A 20,840-nucleotide genomic window follows, 5' to 3' on the forward strand; every position below is an offset into this window, starting at 1 on the left:
TAAAAATAAAAAGAGCCCTGGAAAGGACTCTTTAAATCTGTTTATCAAATAAATTCACCATCATTATACTTATTAATCAAATAACTTCGAACAGTATGCCTGCATGTGGAAGACAAAGGTGATTTTTGCGGATGTATTAAATCTCCGAATGGCATATCATCTACAAATTTCACTTCTCCTTCGAATTCCTTTCCTAATACAGCGTCAAAACCATTAACTTTTACGAAAACAGTTTTAAAATTAGAACTTTTAAAATCAATTATGCTAACAGTATGGTGATGTTTCTCATACATTCTTATTCCTCCTCGACCTTTGATAATTTTATCAAAAGCTGTTAAGAAAGAAATGTCAAGCAATTCAAAATAAAAGAGCGGTGAAAGCACCCGTTAGTTTAACAAGGAAAACGTCATACAATTCCAATGCTTTGCATCCCTTTTTCTTATACCTTTCCAGCCCTTTTTTTGTAACTCTTTAGCAATTAACATATTAAAAAAACCGTGTCCAACTAATACCACCGATTTATATTCATTAGCGTAGTCAATTAGCTGTTGTGATGCCTTATTTGCCCTGAATTTTGCTTTAATCAAAGACTCGCACTCGTATGAATAGCCACTGAACCATAGAATTCTTAATACAACCGCCCAGATACTTGGCTTTAACTTTATGTTAAATAATTGCGATGAATTAGAAGGTAACTCAGTTTCTCGGAATAAAGGGTCAGAAAGGATTTTCGTTATTGGTTTTAATAATCTTGCTGACTCAACAGCCCTTTTTAAATCACTCGTAATAACAATATTTGCAGTTGCAACTTTTTCAAGGGTTGCTGTGGGATATGCTGACTCTTCAAACACTCCGTTGTAATCATACTTTTCAACCCACTTATTAAATTCGAAACAAGTTATTTTATCATTTTCAGTTAGTAGTGATTTTCCATGTCTAATCAATGATATTTCCATAATTCTTCTCCTAGCATTTACACGTTACTTACTACCATCAACAGTTAATCTATAAGAGAATTTAGAAATCCTTCTTCAACTAACCTGCCCGTTCGTATTATAAGGTTAGCCAGAATGCTAAATATTTCTGGTTGACCATTTTTTATTTGGTCTTATTATAACAGTAGCCAGGGTAGAACGTAACTGCACGTGGGGCTTCGACCCCGTCAGCTAAACGGTTCGCCCCCTACTTGTAGAAACATGATTGAGGCTGGTTGGGACTTAGATCTCGTATAACAAGCGAAGCTGTGACACTGCATGGAGGATTTAGGGGTACTGGCAAATTACTAGTTTAGGAGGAGGATTTATAAATGAATCCAGTCATTGGTCTGGATATTTCAAAAGGGGAAAGTCAGGTTCAAGGATTTTTAGATAAAGGCAAACCATATCGTAAGAGTTTTAAAGTTTCTCATACTATAGAAGGTCTAAGTTTACTTGTAGGTTTTCTTGAGGAAGTTAAGAGAGAAACAGGTAAGAAACCACCTGTTGTTTTAGAGGCAACAGGACATTATCATTCCTCTGTTGTTCAATACTTAGAGGACCGTGGATATTTAATGATTATTATTAATCCATTGATTTCTTATAAGGCTAAAAGTTCAAGTCTTCGGAAAGTAAAGACAGATGCGATAGATGCTTACCATCTCTGTGAGCTGTTTTATAAGGAGGATTTAGAGCCGTATAAGAAGCGTGGTGTACAGCTATTAAACCTTCGGAATCTTACAAGACAGCACGAAAATATAACTGGAGTATTGATTCAAACAAAGCTACAATTTCAAGCGATTCTGGACCAGGTCTTTCCTGAATATAGAGGAGTTTTTGGGGACTTATATTCAGTAGTATCACTCTTAACTCTTTCAGAGTTTCACTCATCTGAAGATATATTAGAGGCAAGTGTAGAAACCATCGCTGACAAAATCGCTCAATTATGTAAAAGTCGTTCATACAGATGGGCCAATGAAAAAGCTATTCAACTCAAAGCTGCCGCAAACCGAAATCCGTTTGAAAAGACTTTGTATCAGAGTCATATTTTGAGTCTTGGTATGTATATTAATATCATTCTTCAATATAAAGAGCACCTATCCAGGTTAGAGTCAGAGATAGATGCCCTCGCAAAAGAAGTTGAAGAATATAATATTATCAAATCTATCCCTGGTATCGGAGAGAAGATCGCTGCAACGATCATTTCAGAAATTGGGGAGATAGATCGATTTACTGATCCTAAAAAGCTGGTAGCTTTCGCTGGAGTTGACCCTAGTGTATTTGAATCTGGTAAGTTTACAGCCACCAAGAATCGAATCACAAAAAGAGGGTCCAGCAGACTTCGTCACGCCCTATATATGGCTGTTCGTTGTGCTATACGTGACTGTCGCAAGAGCAAAACAAGCGATAAAATCATTCCTCGTAATAAGAAATTACGAGGGTTCTATGATAAGAAACGTGAAGAAGGAAAACCTTTTAAGGTAGCGGTCATTGCTTGTGTAAATAAGCTCTTACATTGGATATTTGCCCTTTTAAAAAACAAAACGACTTTCCAAGATATAGCTTAGAACCTAAATCTAACTAAATAAAACAAAACCTTCCAAAATCAGAATAACGGAAGGTTATTTGGCATGCACATTTTTAGTATAGCATGAGAAAATTTAATTTTTCATTGAAAAATATTGACAAACTATTAGCTGGTTTAGTTCAACAAGCAAAAAGCTCGCCGCAGCGATCTTCATCTTTAACTCTTGCACCTGTTAGTTCAATAAGGTCTTCATCTAATTTGATTTTCAAAAATAGCTAATTTCTTAAATTTCTTATCATAACTTTGTCGTTGAAGAAGATTATTTAACCAGAAATTCGCAATCTCTATATCCTTATTTTTAACAAACGTTTCAATAGCCTTTTTTAAATTACTGCTATAAAAAAATTTCTCGTCCTTCGATAATTCAAGTCCTTGTTGATAACAATGTGAGGCTTTACCGTAATCCCTCATTTTAGAATAAAGTTCCCCTAAATAAAAATAACCACTTGCAATTTCCTTTATGTTGAAACGTTGGTTTTTTACGGCGGATTCCATTGTTTGTATTGCTTTTTTTCTTAAAAATAAATCTTCATAAATGACTGCTCTATAAACATAATCATCATACTTTTTAAGTCTAAATAATGAAATAATTCCCATAAAGACACCTCTTTTTATGGTTCCTACATCCGACATTCAGCAAGCAAAAGCTACCCGTTAGTTGAAGAAACACAAATATATTTCACTGCCCGTTGGTAAATAGCATTATTCCTCCTCACCAAAGCCAATCATCACTCCAACAACCTCTTTTAAAATGTTATATTTTACTTTTACTTCGTACAATCCGTCTCCATAACCAGACATTGAAACCGCACCACCTTGGACAACTCCCCCCTGTGCATCTGAAGCAACCAGATCAGAACATGCAACAAAATATTTTAATCCTGCTTCATCAATCTCAATGTTATGGACATTTTTCACTTCAAATTGGATGGCATCGTCTCTACCAAAGGTTTTAAGATCAAAAATTCCAGCTTGTGCGGAGTCAACTCCAATCAACTTTTCGCATACACGCCATTTTCCACTAGGTTTTTTTGCTCCATAATATACGATTAAACTTTCAACTACTTCTTCATCTGTGTAAGAAATGGTTGCTTTCCATTTCCCATTTTTTACATTTGAAAGTATGATTTGCAGTTCTCCTTCTTCATCTACCTCATAACAAGGGTCAGTAACAATTAATTTTCCACTTTCCACTGTAAAGGTACCTACTGTTTTAGGCTTATTAGTATTCACTTTCGGCACATGCCGATCAATAAAATCACTTAATGATAATGACGCATATTTGCCTAACCCAGTTTTGTCATTCCAAGTATAAATTAGTTCCTGCATAAATCTTTTCCTAATTCGATAACAAAGTTTATCACCCTTGATATTTTCACCAATACAAATCATATCATTAGGTACATTTTTTGGTTTGTTATCTCGGTTTTGTTTTACTATATCCATTGTTAATTCTGATTGCCCTTGAGTTTGAATAGGGAACAAAGTCCAATCACCAAATTTTGCTCCATTCGTTTCTAAGAAAAGTTCCTTGTATTCATATGGAAAAACAGCACCAAGTGCTTTTTCTGTTTTTTTCAATTCAACCAACGACACGCCAGCCACTTTCGAACTTGGATTAATCATGTTTATTACTTTCTTCATCTCTTCCTCCATGAAACTTGCGGATTACTTTGTCATACTAGACTCAAATTAACTATGAGTGTTTTCGATATTAATTATTAAAAACCCTCTTTGTTCAATAAAAAACGGTACTACTCCAATCTCATTGTTTTGAAAAAATCAAAATCCTAGCAATATTATTCATATCACTAGGATGAAGGACTAACTAATTATAAGTTTTCAATTTTTTCTATATCTTCTGCAGATAATACAAAATCGAAAAGATCTATATTAGATGCTTGATTTTCACGGTTGTGAGATTTAGGAATAACGATCACACCGCGTTGGATTTGGTATTTTAATAAGACTTGTGCACCATTTTTGTTATAGGCTTTACCGATTTCATCCAAAACTGCTATTTGATGTGCTTCGGTTTTCATAGGTCCCCATGCAACAGGTGTAATGCCCTCGTCTTTTAATACAGCAAGGAGATCTTTGTTAGGTTCTTTTAAGTTAATTTGTATTTGGTTAACAGCTGGCTTCACTTTAGCGAATTCTTTCAATTCATCTAGATGATTTTTTCCAAAGTTTGAAACGCCGATTGCTTTTAGTTTGCCCGCTTCGTAATATTCTTCAAAGACTTCCCAAGTGTTTTTAAGTTGTACTTTGTCTTCGATAGGGAAGTGAATAAGAAGCAGGTCGAGATAGTCTGTTTGGAAGTTTTTTAGACTGTTATCGATAGCTGCTCGAGTAGCTTCCTTTGAAGAAATATATTCTTCGCTAGCTGGGACTTTTGTCGTAATGAATAACTCTTCTCGAGGCACTGTGCTTTCTGCTAAAACTCTTCCGACAAGTTCTTCGTTTCGATACATGATGGCTGCGTCTATTGAACGGTAACCCAATCCAAGTGCTGATACGAGTTCAGGAATTTCAATTGTTAACACCCCGTTATACTCGTTATTTTCTTTTCCATAAGTATTTGTACCTGTACCTACAATTGGCATTTTTAACCCATTATTAAGTGTTATGTATTCCATATTCTTTAGCACTCCCTCTGTATACTCTATTACTTTACTTCCAAAGTACATCATAACAAATTATAGAATTTTCAAAAAAGTATTTTAAAGGATACATTAATCCTATTTAGGTCAACTCACCCGTTTGTTTAAGTGTTAGATTTCGCAAAATTTGATTTTAATTTAATTTTGAATGACTAAATCGGCTTGTTCCTTTGGCGATACTGTTTCCATATAATAATCTTCTGCTCTCCAGTATCTCTTTTCAAATTTTTCAATGTTTTTTTGTGTTTCATCGCTTTCACGTTTAAATCTTTTAATTTTCGGACAATCCAAGTAAATCATATAATCGTAAAATCTTCTCCACTCTCTACGTTGCAGAAACACTCCTTCAATTATAATGAAACAAGTATCAGGTATCGTAACCACCTGTAATTTTTGTGTATCAGAGTTATCATCATAATTCTGCAAGTGTAGTTCCTTAGATACCTTCAGTTCTTTGAATAGATTGTGTTTTAACAATTCCGCATCCCATTGCAAATGGTAATACTCATACCACTCTTCATAATTAGTATTGTACCGCCTTTTTCTCTCAACAATGTAGTCGTCTATATGAAATATACAAACTGAAATGTTTTTTTCTTGAAGATGATGTTCAATTTTTTTTGCCAATGTTGTTTTTCCAGAACGACTTAACCCGTCTATTCCAAGAACAATTTTTTGACCTTTTTCTATTTTCGGAAGTTCATTGAATATAGTTAGTATTTTACCTTCCAAAGACTTCACACCCTATATTAAAATTAATACTATTACTTCAATACCCATTTTCATTGCACTAACCTGACCATTATTTCTCTGCTTGCATGATTTATTTTAATGTCCACTCATAGCGAATATCAGGTAAATTTTCTTCGTTTCCGTCTCCTCTACCAATGATCGTAAATCCATTCTTTTCATAAAATCGTTGTGCGTTTTCATTTACTTCAAATGTATATAATGTTAATATCCCACTTGATTGTTCTTTTACCTTTTGCAGGAATGTTTGTCCTATACCCATTCCCTGATATCCAGTATGAATATAAAGTTGGCTTATCTCTTTTTCATTATAGGCAACTATTCCCACTACTTTGTCATCCATTAATGCTAAATCTATTTGATACTGTTTGGGTAATATATGATTTAAAAAATGAACATGGCTTTCAAAACTATGATTTTCCTTCTGTCCAATAGCCCGTTCCTTACTATCCCGCCACATTTCCACTGTTTGTTCAGCGTACTTTGGAATATACGGAGTGATTATGAATTTTTGTTTGTTCACTACTTGTTTATGAAATACATTAATAGGATGGTAACTTTTATTAACAAGAGAATATGCTATTTGTTTTATAACGGTTGGATTGCGAAGTGTATCATCGTTAGACTTTACTAAATCACTCACCTTCACCCAGGTACTATCTATGATTTCTTCTTCTACAAGATTTATGGAACCCCCAGTGACCTGCCCTATAAAATGAAACATAATAACTTGGTCTTGAGAACTGCTTATAAAGTTATAAATACCAGTTGTATTAGTTAGTTCAACATCTAGTCCTGTCTCCTCTTTCACTTCCCTTCTCGCTGCATAAAGGATGTCTTCTCCCGTCTCAACTTGCCCACCTGGAAAATTCCATTTATTTCTTACATCCGATTTGTTTTCTTTAATCATTAAGACTTCTTCATCTTTCATTATTGAAACACTGACAACTAAAAAAATCTGGTTTGCAGTCATTTTTTCTCCTCTATATTTATATATGTTGTTTATTCTCAACTACCTTTTCGCTTCCGATTAACCATTTTCCTTCTTCAACAAACTGAACCGTTGTTCAATATAAAAAAAAGACCGTAGCTGCGATCATTCTTGATATTTCATAGATTCCTGAATAACCCCATTCGGGACCCAACAATAAATTTTTACTTATTATCACAAACGATATTGACCCTTTTGAAACTATCCTGGTTGAATAACACAAATTACATGAACCATACATATATCTTTGATAAAATCCCTAATAATCTCAATCTTATCACCACTACACGGCTGAATTCGGACGATAACCGGGGTTCCATTCGCTTCTTTACTCCATACTAATGTTGGACACTTATAAAGATTACTGTTCTCATCCACAGACATAAGCATGTGAGCGAGTTGTTCCAATTGATTTATAGTGGCAAGACTGTAGTTAAGACTGTAGTTACTCTCTAAACCCTGACAAAAATTATCTGCTATTTCAAATGGTGTATTTACTGGTGTGTAAGTATAAACTAAATTAGCCACAGCAACATCAATCAAGCGGTCTGGGTGGAAGTTACTCACACCGATAGCCTTGATTTTACCTTCACGGTACAATTCTTCCATCGCACGCCAAGAACCGTGTACATCACCAAACGGCTTGTGAATTAAATACAAGTCCAAATAATCCAATTGCCTGAGAATCCTTATCTAGGATTTATACTAGAACTTACTACAAATAAAATTCTGGAAGTTCTAGGCGATGTCAACTTTTCATCTGCTTCAGAAAGAAATTCAGGGCGAGGCATGTTTGTTAGCAAACTAAATCCATCTTTGTTGGATGCAGTAGTGAGGTTAGTTCGACTTTTAGATACCCCAGAAGATATTCCTACACTTGCTCCGCTGTTCACAAAAGAAGTGATTTATAGAGTTCTGAAGGGGGAACATGGTGATACGCTGAAGAAGATTGGAATTAAAGGAAACAGTGCCTATCACATTAAAAATGCCATCCAACGAATCATGACTAACTATGAAAAACCTTTTAAGGTTGAAGAGCTTGCAGAAAAGGCAAATATGAGTGTTTCCTCTTTGCATAAGCATTTTAAAGAAGTTACTGCAATGAGCCCTATCCAGTTTCAAAAAAATTAAAACTACAGGAGGCTCGTCGTCTGTTATTGTCTGAGTCAACGGATGCTATCGCCGTGGCATATCGTGTAGGCTATGGAAGCCCATCGCAATTCAGCCGTGAATATTCACGAATGTTTGGTTTTCCTCCAATTGAAGATAGGAAGCGTCTTAGGGAGAACTATGACCACAGGATTAACGCTTAACTGAAAGTCTTGATTAAAGTTTAATATGTAGAGAAAAATACCGACTTCCATATGTGAGGTCGGCTTTTTTTCTATACCTTGTGAAAGATTATACTTAAACTAACCATCCCGTAAGTTCAACACAAGCATAAAAATCTAGGATGCAGTAAAAAAGTATGACCGGCAGCATTTTTTGCTTGTACAGTAACACCACACCAGTTTCTAATATGTTTTTTTTCATCAAACTAAAAGCACCTTAGAGTTCGTGCAAATATAAACAATTTGATATTACGGAAAAGATATTAAACATTCAAAGTTCTCCACTGACACGTTCTATGATAAACTTAGGTTAACAAAATATTCCAAATTAATAACACTGTCATAAGCTAAAACATACAAAACGTAAGCTGGTTTAATCATAAACCTATTTTTAGAGGGGTGGATTGAAAAATTGAGGTTGCTAATTGCAATTCCATTTATTCTTATCGGTTCTATCCTAACTGCAACAACAATTGAGGATATAAGCTATTTAGGCAATATAACTATTAAGATAATAGGGTTCGGGATTTTAGCAATTGCGGCATCATTTGTTAGAAATAAGAAAGGACAAATAAACGACTTAAACAAATAACAGCTCTTTTTATGCCTAATTAAAGTAAAAGCTGGCATGATAAATTTATCATACCAGCTCTTTTAAAATGGTAACTCTCAATTCCTAGAAGAATATTTAACAACCTTCCAAGTAGTAACAGTATCTGCTACATTCGTTCCATCTGCTTTCTTAGCTGACGCAACTACTACATTGCCAGTTTCATTTAGTTTTACACCATCCCAAACAAATACACCTGGCTGTTGCATTCTTCCCTTACCGTAATCCTCGCCGTTTACAGTTAAAGTCACTTCTTCCAAGTTTGAATAAACCTTTACAGATGTGATACTTTCTTCCCTTTCAGAATATCTTCTGCTTGTGATATAGACAAATTTGTCTTCTTTATTCCATTGGGCTTTATAGAAATAGAATGCATCCTTCTTAAGCTGACGATCGTGTGACACTAGACCCTTGGTATTAATCCCTGGAGTTGTTGCCTCATTTTTACCGGCAACGCCAAAATCAAACATATTCCAGACATGAGTTGCCCATAACCAAGGACGTTCACTTATGATACTCCATGCACTTTCATGAAGATAATTTTGGAACTCTTCTGGCTGCCATGGACCACGAGAAGCTGCACTGTTCCAGTTATTGATAAACTCTTCATCAATTAAATCATGTTGATAAGGGTTTGCACCTCCACCATACTCGGAAATACCTAGTGGAACATTTGGATGCTTTTCATGTAATGTGTCAAGATAGTCTGCTAAATCCCCAGCTTTATTATAATACCAACCAAAATAGGTATTAAAAGAGGCAACATCTATACTTCCACCTTCATTCCAAGCCAAATGTCTATCCAAAACTTCCTTATAACCTTCAGGATCACGGGAATTATTCCCCTGAATAGCGTGAGTAGTCGGTCTGTTAGGATCTAATTCTTCTGCCTTCTTTGCCAAACGCTCAATCAATTGGGTTGCCGCAGCATACTGCTCTTCAAGACTTTCACTAGCGTTCCTGCTAGTATAGAAGCCGTTTCCTCCAAATTCGTTTTGAAGGCCCCATGTTACAATGGATGGATGGTTATAGTTTTGTTTAATCATCTCAGTTAATTGCTTTTCGGCATTGTTTGAGAATTCTGCTGTTAGTGACATTGTGTTTACCAATGGCATTTCAGCCCAAACCACTAACCCCATTTCATCAGCCTTATTGTAAACATACTGTGAGTGCGGATAGTGAGCTACTCTCAGAGTGTTAACACCAATTTCCTCGATAAGTTCAAAATCCTCAGCTCTAACTTCATTTGGTACTGCATTACCGTAACCTTTTCTGTCTTGGTGGATGTTAACACCATGGAGCGGGTAACTTTTTCCATTTAGGATGAATCCTTTATCAGGATCAACGGAGAAATAACGGAACCCTACTTTTTCATTTACCTGGTCAATTAACTCACCTTTTCTTGTTACCTTAACTTCAACTGTATATTGATAAGGGTCCTTTGTTCCATTCCAAAGGTGTGGATTATTTACTTTCATTGTACCTGTAAAATCAACGCTATCTCCTGAAACATCTGCAGATTTTAACTTTTTCCCATCCACCTTTAATTCTGTTCTTGATCTAACTTTACCTTCTGCATCTTTAATTTCAGCTCTAACTTCTATAGAGTTAGATTTACTCTCAATGTCATGCCTGTCCACTTTAACTGGTACTGTAAGTGTTACTTCAGCATTTTCCTCGATTGATTTATCATTTGGAGTGGTTACATATACACCGCTTGAGCCATAATCTTCTACATCAATATGGCTTTTATCCGTAACTAAGAGATTTACACTTCTGTAAATACCACCAAAAAAGGTGAAGTCTCCTTGAAGTGGTGCTGAATCTTTTACTTCATTGTTTACTCTCACAGCTATAATATTTTTTTGTCCATAGCTTACATAGTCTGTAATATCAACCGTAAATGCAAGATAGCCACCTATGTTGGTATGTACAGACTTACCATTTACAAATACCTCTGCTTCTTTGTTTGCAGCTTCAAATTGTAAGAATATTTTTTTGCCCTTGTAGGTTTCAGGAATATCTAGTTTCTTTCTGTACCATCCATCTCCTTCGTAATTTTTCGCGATTCCACTACCATCCTCTGCATTCCAAGTATGAGGAAGTCTTATCTTTTGCCAACTGCTATCATTAAAATTAATAGCACTGAAATTTTCCTCTACGCCTTGAGCACCCTTATAGAATGTCCAATCATTATCAATGTTTTCAACCATTCTACCTGAATTAACTACTGTGCTTTTTAGATTGCTTTTTTCCGCTTGCTCAGCGCTTACACCTGGTATAACAAGCGTAAATACCAGTAAGATTGTCAGCATAAATAGTGCCGACTTTTTAAAATTAATTTTGAATAACAACATCTCTCTCTCCCTTTCTATTTTTCTTTGTGAAACATTTTGTACTTTTAATTGAATCATCTCCTCCTGTTAGTAAAGTCCTTACTTATACCAATTTTACAAATTTTCTTAATAGTTAGTAATGTTAATTATTTAGGCACCTATATGTTTTATTAAGGTGTAGATTTTTTTAATAACTGAACATTTTATTTGTGCACAAAGATGCAAAAAACTCCCACCATTCGGCGGGAGTTTCTTTACTATGAGATTAATATTCTTTCCTTGTATGCGATTTTCGTAATATCTTTTAGCGCTGTTAAAACAAGACAAAGTCAGTATTTTGCTTTTAAATTTCTATTATTTATTATACTTGTTTTGTATTGATTTGGAGTCATACTGTAGGTTTTCTTAAAAACTTTATAAAAGTGACTATAGTTTGTATAACCTACTTCAAACACGATATTTTCAATTGTCATATCTGTATTTTTAAGTAAATTGCTGGCTTCTGACATTCGAACATCCGTCAGTAAATCCTTAAAATTTTTGCCAAATTCTCTTTTTACAAGACTACTTAGATAACTTGGATGAAAATGAAAATGATCTGCCATTTCTGTAAGAGTGATATCTTTATATCTATTTCTTATGTAAGTTGAAATTTTTTCCTTTATCTTATGTTGTTCATGCTTGATAAGTTCTCCAGTATTACTAGTAATTTCTCTTGAAAGCTCTGTAAAAAGAATTAAGAGATAGCCGTTAATAGCCGCTGAAGATTTAATTTCTATTGAATAATATTCTAGTAGAAGGTTCTCTAAAATCATCTTTAACACAGAATCGTCTTCAACATGGTGTATAAAAAAATTTTGTGCCTTGCTCTTAGAGTAAAGACTATTGATAATAAAATTGGAAATATAGTTATCATCGGACAATAAATGCATAAAAATACCATCAAAAAATTCCGGTGTTAAGATAATATTGACAACCTTGTCAGAATCACTTAAAGGTAATGAACTATGTACGACATTTTTGTCTAAAATACATAGATCCCCTTTATTCATCTCAATCTGTCTTCCGTTTATTTCTTGAATAAAACTGCCTTCTAAAACATATACGATTTCGATATACTCATGTTTATGTTTTAAAATAGGTATGTATTTTGTTTTTCTACTTATTGCAAACTTATTGGTTTTTAGTTCATTATTAGGATACGATGTTATAATACCTTCTTCATCTTTATCCATAATAATTTTCCTGTTGTTATTGTCTAACTTATTTCCAAGAAAGTAAGGTTGTTGTTTAGGATTTTTCAGAACCTTTTCTGGATTTTGCATTAAATATTCTTCTATGCCCGTTCTTTTATCAATTATATCCAACAAATTCTTATAACCTTTGAGTCTCATACACATGCACTCCAATCTGACACGGGAATAAAAGTGGTTTTATTTTTTTTACATTCTACCATGTGTATAATAAAATAAATAGTCGTAACATTTTTACTTTTTATAAAGTAAACAGAAAAGTCCCATCCTAGTCGGATGGGCTTTCTATGCATTCTGTTAAACTATCTTTTACCCTACTTTCCTTTTTTAAGGCCACATGTCATCAAAACCCACTAATGGCTATCTACATTTAGAATTCCCATTTCCCTAATATGTTCTCGGGTTTTTTCATCACCTAATTCATATAGCATCGAATAGACCCAAAGTATCCGCTGGTCATATTCCTTATTTTGAGGCTGATGATGATATTCAAGATAAGGAATATGTGAACGAAAATAACTTTCCCAATCCGTTTCATCCATTCGATTAAAAAGTCGTTCAAGGACACTTACTTGAGAATCTGTCGCTTCAATTTTAAAATCCCACTCTCCCTCGTAAGGTCCTTTGAAAATTTCATAAGATTGAATATTGATATAGTAACTTTGTGTTTGTTCATCCATTCGATCATCTCCCATCTTTATGGATGTTTACCACAACTTTTAATGTTTTAAACCATTTTCATACTTCAAGTTACCTCCATGGTAAAAATAATATGAAAAAACCGACATCTCCTAATCAGATGTCGGTTAATCCATATTTTTTCAACTTAATCTAGCTGTTTTTCTCTACTTTCTTTCAGACGCTGGTACTCCTGCGATTCCCCAATTGGTTTTTGGGAGTTCAGTTACTAATACTCGGACACTTTCTCGTGGGGCATCTAAGGTCTCCACAACGGTGTCTGTGATATTTTCGATAAGCGCTTTGATTTTTTCAGGCGGTCTGCCTTCGATTAGATTAACTTGGATAATCGGCAACGGTATTCCCCTTTCTAAAATTGATTTCACACTAGTTTAACGTTTTTATTCTCCAACTGAGAAAGTAACTTCACCTAAACCATCAAATTTGCCGGAAACAAAATCTCCGATATTCAACATTACAGCACTTGTTAAGGCACCGGACAAAATAATGTCCCCTTTTTTTATTTTTTCTCCTTTTCTCGAAAGCATATTTGCTAGCACAGCAATGGCGTTGGCAGGATGGCCTAAAACAGCTGCTCCAGCCCCTAGTTCTTTGATTTGACCATTAATGGATAGAGTTGCCCCTATTAATTCTAGGTCAAACTCACTTGGTTTTCTAAGTGCATTCCCAAAAACGACTCTAGATGTAGAGGCATTATCTGCAACCACATCCGGTAATGTAAAGTTAAAGTTTTCATAACGACTGTCAATGATCTCAAGAGCAGGTAATACATACTGTGTTTTGGCCAGCACCTGGGCGCCTGTAATTCCTGGTCCCTCAATATCTTCCCCAATAAGAAAGGCAATTTCTGCCTCTACTTTAGGATGGATTAAATCTGAGAAAGGTAATACACCTCCATCATTAACCAGCATATAATCAAATACATAACCGTAAATGGGCTCCGATACGCCCATTTGATCCCATTTTGCCTTGCTTGTTAAACCCATTTTAGGTCCAATTATTCTGTGCCCTTCGTTTATTTTTCTTTGAACAATCAATTCCTGTACCTGATAAGCTTCTTCAACCGTTAAATCAGGTTTCATTGTCTTTGTTACCTTTACCACTTCACGTTTTTCAACTTCTGCTGCCACCAGGTAATCCGCAATATCTTTAAAAACTTCAACAGCCATCACTTTTTCCTCCTTAGAAATACCAGTCTTGCTCAGTCAAATGGTTCGTCATTATTTAAAGTTTACGCTCACTTGCCCTAAATGGGCAAATCTTGCGGTAAACGTATCCCCTGGTTTTGCCACTACCATCCCTGAAAGTGCACCGGAAAGGATGACTTCACCTGCTTTAAGAGGGATATCATAATCTGATAATCGGTTTGCTAACCATGCCACACATGTAGCTGGATTTCCGAGTGCGGCCGCTCCGACACCGGTGTTGACAACTTCACCATTTTGATACAGAGCCATGCCCATTAATTCAAGATTAATATCGGTAATTTTCGTAGGCTTGCCCCCTAATACATAAAATCCAGATGAAGCATTATCTGCAACGGTGTCTTGCAGCTTTATTTTCCAATCCTGTATTCGGCTATCTACAATTTCCAAAGCTGGAACCACATAATCGGTAGCTTGCAGTACATCAAGAACGGTTACATTCGGACCTTTTAAATCATGTTTCAAAATAAAGGCAATTTCACCTTCTACTTTTGGCTGAATCATCGTTTCGCATGAGATGTTACCTCCATTTTCAATCACCATCGTGTCTAATAGGTGTCCATAGTCCGGCTCATTAACACCTAACAGTTTTTGCACAGCCACAGAGGTTAAACCGATCTTTTTACCGACAATTTTTCTTCCTTCCTTTACCCTCTTTTTAATATTTTCCAATTGAATGTGATAAGCTTCATTAACCGTGATGTCTGGGTCGGTGGAAGTGATCGGATCTATGCCAACACGGGTAGCCTCAGCTTGCGTCAATTTAGCGGCAAAATGTTGAATTTTATTAGACACTTGAAACCTTCCTTTCTATTCAATAATTCCTTCTCCATTACAAATCTTGATAGAAACAGTGTAAGGACCCACCCCATTTTTATGGAATGGATCCTATTAGTAAAGTCTAAAACTTTTTATTTTGAAAATAAAGAAGATTTAACTGCTGGAGTGCCCTTTTTAAAGAATGATTCTGGTAAAGGTGAGCCAAAGAACATGATGGCTTTCTCTACTTCTTCTTTCGACCACGTCACTGGCTTCCAATTAGGATTAAAGATTAGGTATCCTGGGTCACCATAAAGCTCCACTCGGTTCCCGCCTGGTTCATAAACATAGAGACTCGTTGTTTGGCTAATTCCATGTTTAAATGGACCCGCTTCAATTTCTAAACCGTGTTCTGTTAATATTTCTGCTACCTCATATAAGTTTTGTGTGTTTCCATATAAGAAGGCGAAATGATGTAGTCTTCCTAGTCCTTTTTCATCCGTACCATCATCTTCCGTAAACACCAGCTCATTAACGGTATTCGTCACCCTTAGCCAAATCCCGAGATCCGTTCCATCGTCTTTCAAAATGTGCTCACTTAACTTAAAGCCAAGTTCGTTCATAAATAAGTTTTTGTTACCGGCTACATCCTTGGACATCAACATGGCATGATCTAAACGACGAACGGGATACCCTTTGGTTGGGCGTTTTTGTGGTCGATTTTTTAACACTGTTCTTTCACTTTCGGGAGCTCGATATTCTTCTATCTCCCAAAGAATTTCCATCCTATGGTTATCTGGTGTTACAAATTGATACGCTGGACCATGACCAAAATCACCATCAATCCATCCTATACCCGCGCCTGATTTTTCAAGAGCACGTACACGTCTGTCCAATGCGTTTTTGGAACTTGCTCGAAAACTCATATGCCCTAAACCAGGTTCATTTCTCTCGGTTATTTTAAGAGAATGCTGGTAGGAATCTTCATAAGCACGGAGATATACGGATTGCCCCACTCTTGCTGTTTCTGTCATTCCTAGGATTTCTTTAAAAAACCATACCGTTCCATCCGGATTCGGTGTGTAGATTTCCATATGAGTTAACTCTGCCACATCAAATTTCAATAATTCGCTTTCCATTTTTTATCCTCCATTCAAACATTAGTCTTTTGGATTGATCTGAATCTATTAATTTGTTGTCGTTGGTATATCTTTATTGGCTAAGCTTAAGCTATCAACTGATTTTCCCTTTGCCGTCGAACCGGAAATCGATAAGATTAAGATCGCGCCAATTAATCCTGTAAGCGCAAACAATCCAAAGTGCCAGAATGTCCCTAAAGACATAGAAACTAACAGCCCCACTGCAATCGGACCGACAATCCCACCGAATCTTCCGATACCCAGGGACCAACCGAGGGCAGTCGTCCGAACAGTAGCAGGATAGTAAACGCCAACATAAGCATTGATTAAATATTGTGTCCCAATGGAGCCCATTCCTGCTGCAGCAATAAGTAAATAGGTTACTAGCGTAGAAGAAGGATTAAAGCTTAATAATAGGAATGCTGTAAAAGCAACTACAAAGGAAAGTGTACACGAAATTTTATGACCCAACCGATCAGATAGTGTAGCTCCCAGAAAACTACCAATAACCGTTCCAACATTAAGGACCAGTAAGAACGATAAAGCAGAACCGATTGAATATCCACTTTCCATCATAATGGTAGGCAGCCATGTTCCCAAGCCGAAAACGAGAAAGAGTCCACAAAATGAAGCAAGCCAGAATAATAGAGTAGATCTACGTTGTCCTTTTGCTAGCAATGAACCAATAGAATTCATTTCCTTTCCATTTTTCATGCTATTTTCTTCCTTTTGTTCCTTTTCTACTTCTTCCATCGGAATTTCAAATCGCTCCGCAATCCTAACTGCCTCTTTTTTCTTGCCTTTTGCTAGTAGGAACGCTATAGATTCAGGTAGAAAACGAATCGCTAGTGGAACAACGAGTAACAATGGAATAGCCCCTACCCAAAACATTGCACGCCACCCCATAGTAGGAATTAATGACATGCCTAAAAGGGCTGCTAGGACTCCACCTAATTGGTACCCGCTATACATGATAATCGTAGTAAAAGCGCGTCTTTTCGCTGGAGCATATTCAAGGGTTAATATCGTTACGACAGGCATTACTGTTCCTAATCCGATGCCTGTCAGTAAACGGCTTAGTCCGAAAATTTCTGGGGTCGGTGCTAGAGCGGAACCCATCATGAAGACCGCGCATATGGTTGCACCAATGATCAAAACCTTTTTACGACCAAATCTGTCCGCAAGCATCCCGGCCACGATCGCTCCAACTAACATACCTATTACTACATAACTGCCATATCGTCCTGCTTGGGTAGGTGTGATATCCCATTGTTGATATTGTAGTAATGAAGGAACGATGGTCCCATAAACCAACAGGTCGTACCCTTCAAAAATCATAAATAACCAGGATAATAAAACAACAAGTTTTGTTCCGGAATTAAGCGACGGTTTTTTTGTATTTTCCATACTAGCCTCCATAATGAATCCCCCTTATTTTAGATACCTTTCTCCTTACACTGTAGGAATTCCTGCCGTTCCCTCTTCCTGTTAAGAAATACCAGAGTTTCCTTCGCTTGAATGAAAAGTCACCCAATATCCCTCATTGGAGTTTCTATGATATTCAAAGACTATTAACTACATCTTTTTGAAGATCATATCCATTCAACCATTCATGCATATTAAATAGACTCTTATACTGGTTAAAAATATCGTCACCTGGAATACTTGAAACCTCTGTGCTAATGTATGGCGGATCAATAAATTGCCAAATGGTTCTGGCCATAAACTGAACCGTTGATGCTCTTGGTTTGCGCAACCCTTCATAGCGGGCAAAGATTTCGGATAAATCCGTTCCCTTATTTAAGTTTTTCAAATTACCTGCCAGTACTTCTGCATCTTCAATGGCCTGTGCTGCTCCTTGCCCTAAGAATGGTAATAGCAGATGCGCTGCATCACCTAATAAGGTAACTCTATTTTTGCTCCAGCGCTCAAGTGGATCCATATCGTATAATGGCCAGAGTTTTGTTTCTTGAGCTGCTCCAATCATGGCTTGAATATTTTCTTCCCAGCCAGCAAATTCAGAAAGAAAATCTTCTACGGTAGCATCAATTGGCCCAGCGTGCTCCCATTGTCTGCGGGGAACAGCACCCACGATATTCAGCAATTTCCCTCCAGATACTGGATAACGCATAAAGAAATGCCTTGATCCTAACCATGCGGTCCGATTGGGAACACGCTCAGAAGCAGGAACTTGATCAATTGGAACTAGACTTCTATACATAGCCGCCCAGAAACGCATCTTTGGAGGAGTATCAACCACAGCATTTCTAACAACTGAGCGTCCACCATCCGCTCCAATTAATACATCAGCTTCCACTTTGACACCGTTTTCAAAAGTGATTACCACACCGTCATCATCTTGTTCTACGTTTGCGCAGCCATGATTAACCGTGATAGCGTCTTCGGATACTTTGCTTTTTATCAGACTGTGCAGTTCTCCACGATGGATGACTACATGTGGAGCTCCAAAATCCTTCTTAAACGGTTCGCTGTACAGGACTCGGCCATCAATGCCATTTCGAAACTCCCATACTTCTTTAAGCGGAACGGCTACCTCCATAAGCTCTTCTTCCGTAATCCCTAATCGTAACAGTACTCTGATCGCATTAGAATCTAGGTTAATACCTGCTCCAATTTCTTTCAATTCTGCAGCTCTCTCGTATACATGTACATCAATCCCAAACTTCTGCAAAAATGCAGCAGCTGTCAAACCTCCTAGTCCAGCTCCTACAATCACAACTTGATGACGTTTATTGATTCCTACCATAAAGCGTACTTCCTTTCTATATTTAATTTCGTTATAACAAAATGAGGGCATTTTCTATTACTTAATCATTTCAAAATGGTGTTATCCGTCTCTTCTATCCCCCTCAAATATTTATTTGTGAAACCACCTTTTGTTCATTTGAAACTACATTTAAATTCTATTCTTGTGTTTTTTGTTAAACAATGGTTTACTCTGTTCAACAAACGTTTACAATGTGATTATATTATAAATCAAAACGGGTCGTCAATATATTTCGATTTTTCAGACTATTATTTTTATAAATCGCTCACTGTTATGATTTATTGTTGAATTTCGTGTAGGTAGGAGAATTCATAAGCGGAGAATTTCCTGCTAATGTTAATAGAGGACGCTCAAGAAGCAATATAAACGAAGATAATCCGCTTAGCAGCTCTAAATAGGACAAAATCCAAAGGTTTGGACCCTTTAAACGGAAAAACTCCCCTAATAATTAAGAAATCATAGCTATATACCAATTTAGCCGGAATTTCTCCGTTTATTTCAAATCAACATCCAGTGATAACAGAGCCTAAAAATGAAATCTATTTAAAAAATATAAGCATTCTCTGATAAAATAATAATAATCATAGCTTTGGAAATGAGGATTACATATGGAACAGGAAAAAAAGGGGATTCAATCCATTGAACTTGGTTTTTCTATACTTAAAGAGGTTTCACGCGCTGATAAACCATTAACGATAACTGAAATATCAAAATTAAGTAATATGCCGAAAGGTCAGCTGTATAGGTATCTTATTAGTTTATGTAAGGTAGGAGCCCTTGAAAAAGACTCGGATTTGCGATATTCATTGGGGAAAGAAATGGTGACCATGGGTGTATTCGCCCTGCAAAAAACAGATATTACCTCAAAAGCCTTTCCTTATATTAAAAAACTAAATGAGCGATTAAACGAAACAGTAGCTATGGCTATCTGGGTTGAAGATGAGGGGCCATTAATTGTTGAATGGGAAGAAAGTAAAAAGCCTATTAATTTAAATATAAGACCTGGTACCTTGGTTGAATTAACAACCACGGCAGCAGGACGAGTATTTGCAACCTACTTGCCTGAGGAAAAGACAGGAACGATCATTCAAAAGGAGCTCGAAAAGAAACTGATTGAACAAGCTAAATTGGAATCAATCCTAGCATTTGTGAAAAAGGAGAATTATGCTTATACTTCCGAATACCTATCAGGAATTTCCGCCATTGCAGCTCCTGTGTTTGATTATAGTAGAGAGTTAATTGCTGTTCTTTACATTGTTGGGCTAACAGAAGCACTAGATATTTCAAAGGAATCAACAGCCGTAAGAGAACTTATCAAAACAGCCCGGGAATTATCAGAACAATTAGGGTACTCCGTATAATATAAATAGTACATTTACAAAATTTGAGATCAGTCCCATTCTTTTAACTAACATATAATTTAGCTCTTAGTAAAAACCTTGTCATGATTTGTATGACAAGGTTTCTTTTTAAACAATATTTCAACATTTGTAAGTGTTTATTTGTAGGTAGACCATCGAAGACTACGGAGCAGGTATGAATTTAGTTGAGGCGTTCCAATGGGAGGATTAATGATTTTTATGTTTATAAATTTCTCTAGAATGCTTTGAAATCATTTGACCAGGATATCCAGCCTCCCCAATATGCGGTGAAAATAATGACATCCGCCACTACTTTTGCAAAAGATAGAAAATGCATGTAAATCAGCCCTTCGTGAAGTACGAACCGTCACCATGGTCCATGTACCCTATCAC

At 36.3% G+C, this 20,840-nt stretch carries 18 protein-coding genes and 3 pseudogenes; 3 read left to right on the forward strand and 18 right to left on the reverse strand.

Features of this window, described 5'->3' with window-relative positions; all coding sequences use genetic code 11:
* Positions 1–44 precede the first annotated feature (44 nt).
* Positions 45–293, reverse strand: a complete 249-nt coding sequence (locus ACN6MT_RS19815) for a hypothetical protein (RefSeq protein ID WP_419887671.1) — start codon at positions 291–293, stop codon at positions 45–47.
* A gap of 93 nt (positions 294–386) precedes the next feature.
* Positions 387–956, reverse strand: a complete 570-nt coding sequence (locus tag ACN6MT_RS19820) for a histidine phosphatase family protein (RefSeq protein ID WP_419887672.1) — start codon at positions 954–956, stop codon at positions 387–389.
* A 350-nt stretch (positions 957–1,306) separates the two neighbouring features.
* On the opposite strand from ACN6MT_RS19820, the gene ACN6MT_RS19825 reads away from it, so the two are divergent.
* A complete protein-coding gene (locus ACN6MT_RS19825) occupies positions 1,307–2,542 on the forward strand; it encodes an IS110 family transposase (RefSeq protein WP_419887673.1) in 1,236 nt (411 codons plus the stop codon).
* Positions 2,543–2,751: 209 nt separating this feature from the next.
* On the opposite strand, the gene ACN6MT_RS19830 is transcribed toward ACN6MT_RS19825, so the two are convergent.
* From ACN6MT_RS19830 to ACN6MT_RS19860, 7 genes and pseudogenes are all read right to left on the reverse strand, one after another.
* On the reverse strand, positions 2,752–3,159 hold the full coding sequence (locus tag ACN6MT_RS19830) for a tetratricopeptide repeat protein (RefSeq protein WP_419887674.1): 408 nt from the start codon (positions 3,157–3,159) through the stop codon (positions 2,752–2,754).
* A 105-nt stretch (positions 3,160–3,264) separates the two neighbouring features.
* Positions 3,265–4,206, reverse strand: coding sequence for an SMI1/KNR4 family protein (locus ACN6MT_RS19835; protein WP_419887675.1), 942 nt, complete (start codon positions 4,204–4,206; stop codon positions 3,265–3,267).
* Positions 4,207–4,394: 188 nt separating this feature from the next.
* The gene (locus tag ACN6MT_RS19840) at positions 4,395–5,201 is read right to left on the reverse strand and encodes an aldo/keto reductase (protein WP_419887676.1); all 807 of its coding nucleotides are present in this window, start codon (positions 5,199–5,201) and stop codon (positions 4,395–4,397) included.
* Positions 5,202–5,363: 162 nt separating this feature from the next.
* Complete coding sequence (locus ACN6MT_RS19845) at positions 5,364–5,957, reverse strand: kinase (RefSeq protein WP_419887677.1); 594 nt, start codon at positions 5,955–5,957, stop codon at positions 5,364–5,366.
* Between the two features lie 91 nt (positions 5,958–6,048).
* Complete coding sequence (locus ACN6MT_RS19850; protein ID WP_419956491.1) at positions 6,049–6,435, reverse strand: GNAT family N-acetyltransferase; 387 nt, start codon at positions 6,433–6,435, stop codon at positions 6,049–6,051.
* A gap of 204 nt (positions 6,436–6,639) precedes the next feature.
* Positions 6,640–6,948, reverse strand: a pseudogene (locus ACN6MT_RS19855) (NUDIX hydrolase); the annotation flags it as partial.
* Positions 6,949–7,485: 537 nt separating this feature from the next.
* Positions 7,486–7,644: pseudogene (locus ACN6MT_RS19860) on the reverse strand (aldo/keto reductase); the annotation flags it as partial.
* Between the two features lie 3 nt (positions 7,645–7,647).
* Between ACN6MT_RS19860 and ACN6MT_RS19865 the strand changes: the two are divergent.
* Positions 7,648–8,279: pseudogene (locus ACN6MT_RS19865) on the forward strand (AraC family transcriptional regulator N-terminal domain-containing protein); the annotation flags it as partial.
* Between the two features lie 687 nt (positions 8,280–8,966).
* On the opposite strand, the gene ACN6MT_RS19870 reads toward ACN6MT_RS19865, so the two are convergent.
* From ACN6MT_RS19870 to ACN6MT_RS19910, 9 genes are all read right to left on the reverse strand, one after another.
* On the reverse strand, positions 8,967–11,321 hold the full coding sequence (locus ACN6MT_RS19870) for a glycoside hydrolase family 2 protein (protein ID WP_419887678.1): 2,355 nt from the start codon (positions 11,319–11,321) through the stop codon (positions 8,967–8,969).
* A gap of 251 nt (positions 11,322–11,572) precedes the next feature.
* Positions 11,573–12,637 carry an AraC family transcriptional regulator gene (locus ACN6MT_RS19875; protein WP_419887679.1) on the reverse strand — a complete coding sequence of 355 codons (1,065 nt, stop codon included), beginning with the start codon at positions 12,635–12,637 and terminating at the stop codon, positions 11,573–11,575.
* A gap of 212 nt (positions 12,638–12,849) precedes the next feature.
* Positions 12,850–13,176 carry a hydrolase gene (locus tag ACN6MT_RS19880; RefSeq protein ID WP_419887680.1) on the reverse strand — a complete coding sequence of 109 codons (327 nt, stop codon included), beginning with the start codon at positions 13,174–13,176 and terminating at the stop codon, positions 12,850–12,852.
* A 165-nt stretch (positions 13,177–13,341) separates the two neighbouring features.
* On the reverse strand, positions 13,342–13,530 hold the full coding sequence (locus tag ACN6MT_RS19885; RefSeq protein WP_063252719.1) for a 4-oxalocrotonate tautomerase: 189 nt from the start codon (positions 13,528–13,530) through the stop codon (positions 13,342–13,344).
* Between the two features lie 45 nt (positions 13,531–13,575).
* The gene (locus ACN6MT_RS19890; RefSeq protein WP_419887681.1) at positions 13,576–14,364 is read right to left on the reverse strand and encodes a 2-keto-4-pentenoate hydratase; all 789 of its coding nucleotides are present in this window, start codon (positions 14,362–14,364) and stop codon (positions 13,576–13,578) included.
* A 51-nt stretch (positions 14,365–14,415) separates the two neighbouring features.
* Positions 14,416–15,195: a 2-keto-4-pentenoate hydratase gene (locus tag ACN6MT_RS19895; protein ID WP_419887682.1), complete on the reverse strand. Its 780-nt coding sequence runs from the start codon at positions 15,193–15,195 to the stop codon at positions 14,416–14,418.
* Positions 15,196–15,311: 116 nt separating this feature from the next.
* Positions 15,312–16,298 carry a catechol 2,3-dioxygenase gene (locus ACN6MT_RS19900; RefSeq protein WP_419887683.1) on the reverse strand — a complete coding sequence of 329 codons (987 nt, stop codon included), beginning with the start codon at positions 16,296–16,298 and terminating at the stop codon, positions 15,312–15,314.
* A 48-nt stretch (positions 16,299–16,346) separates the two neighbouring features.
* A complete protein-coding gene (locus tag ACN6MT_RS19905) occupies positions 16,347–17,717 on the reverse strand; it encodes an MFS transporter (RefSeq protein WP_419887684.1) in 1,371 nt (456 codons plus the stop codon).
* 142 nt (positions 17,718–17,859) lie between these two features.
* The gene (locus ACN6MT_RS19910; protein ID WP_419887685.1) at positions 17,860–19,065 is read right to left on the reverse strand and encodes an FAD-dependent monooxygenase; all 1,206 of its coding nucleotides are present in this window, start codon (positions 19,063–19,065) and stop codon (positions 17,860–17,862) included.
* Positions 19,066–19,694: 629 nt separating this feature from the next.
* On the opposite strand from ACN6MT_RS19910, the gene ACN6MT_RS19915 reads away from it, so the two are divergent.
* Positions 19,695–20,447: an IclR family transcriptional regulator gene (locus ACN6MT_RS19915; protein ID WP_419887686.1), complete on the forward strand. Its 753-nt coding sequence runs from the start codon at positions 19,695–19,697 to the stop codon at positions 20,445–20,447.
* The last annotated feature ends 393 nt before the right edge of the window (positions 20,448–20,840 follow it).

Origin of the sequence: Neobacillus niacini (genome assembly GCF_048572935.1) — a bacterium.
In the GTDB taxonomy this organism is placed as follows: Bacteria; Bacillota; Bacilli; order Bacillales; family Cytobacillaceae; genus Neobacillus; species Neobacillus niacini.

Coding starts and splice junctions, on each gene's coding strand:
- ACN6MT_RS19905 (WP_419887684.1), bottom strand. CDS start 17,717: ATGGAGGCTAGTATGGAAAATACAAAAAAACCGTCGCTTAATTCCGGA.
- ACN6MT_RS19915 (WP_419887686.1), top strand. CDS start 19,695: ATGGAACAGGAAAAAAAGGGGATTCAATCCATTGAACTTGGTTTTTCT.
- ACN6MT_RS19880 (WP_419887680.1), bottom strand. CDS start 13,176: ATGGATGAACAAACACAAAGTTACTATATCAATATTCAATCTTATGAA.
- ACN6MT_RS19850 (WP_419956491.1), bottom strand. CDS start 6,435: ATGTGGCGGGATAGTAAGGAACGGGCTATTGGACAGAAGGAAAATCAT.
- ACN6MT_RS19820 (WP_419887672.1), bottom strand. CDS start 956: ATGGAAATATCATTGATTAGACATGGAAAATCACTACTAACTGAAAAT.
- ACN6MT_RS19900 (WP_419887683.1), bottom strand. CDS start 16,298: ATGGAAAGCGAATTATTGAAATTTGATGTGGCAGAGTTAACTCATATG.
- ACN6MT_RS19825 (WP_419887673.1), top strand. CDS start 1,307: ATGAATCCAGTCATTGGTCTGGATATTTCAAAAGGGGAAAGTCAGGTT.
- ACN6MT_RS19890 (WP_419887681.1), bottom strand. CDS start 14,364: ATGGCTGTTGAAGTTTTTAAAGATATTGCGGATTACCTGGTGGCAGCA.
- ACN6MT_RS19910 (WP_419887685.1), bottom strand. CDS start 19,065: ATGGTAGGAATCAATAAACGTCATCAAGTTGTGATTGTAGGAGCTGGA.
- ACN6MT_RS19870 (WP_419887678.1), bottom strand. CDS start 11,321: ATGATTCAATTAAAAGTACAAAATGTTTCACAAAGAAAAATAGAAAGG.
- ACN6MT_RS19815 (WP_419887671.1), bottom strand. CDS start 293: ATGTATGAGAAACATCACCATACTGTTAGCATAATTGATTTTAAAAGT.
- ACN6MT_RS19875 (WP_419887679.1), bottom strand. CDS start 12,637: ATGAGACTCAAAGGTTATAAGAATTTGTTGGATATAATTGATAAAAGA.
- ACN6MT_RS19835 (WP_419887675.1), bottom strand. CDS start 4,206: ATGAAGAAAGTAATAAACATGATTAATCCAAGTTCGAAAGTGGCTGGC.
- ACN6MT_RS19840 (WP_419887676.1), bottom strand. CDS start 5,201: ATGGAATACATAACACTTAATAATGGGTTAAAAATGCCAATTGTAGGT.
- ACN6MT_RS19830 (WP_419887674.1), bottom strand. CDS start 3,159: ATGGGAATTATTTCATTATTTAGACTTAAAAAGTATGATGATTATGTT.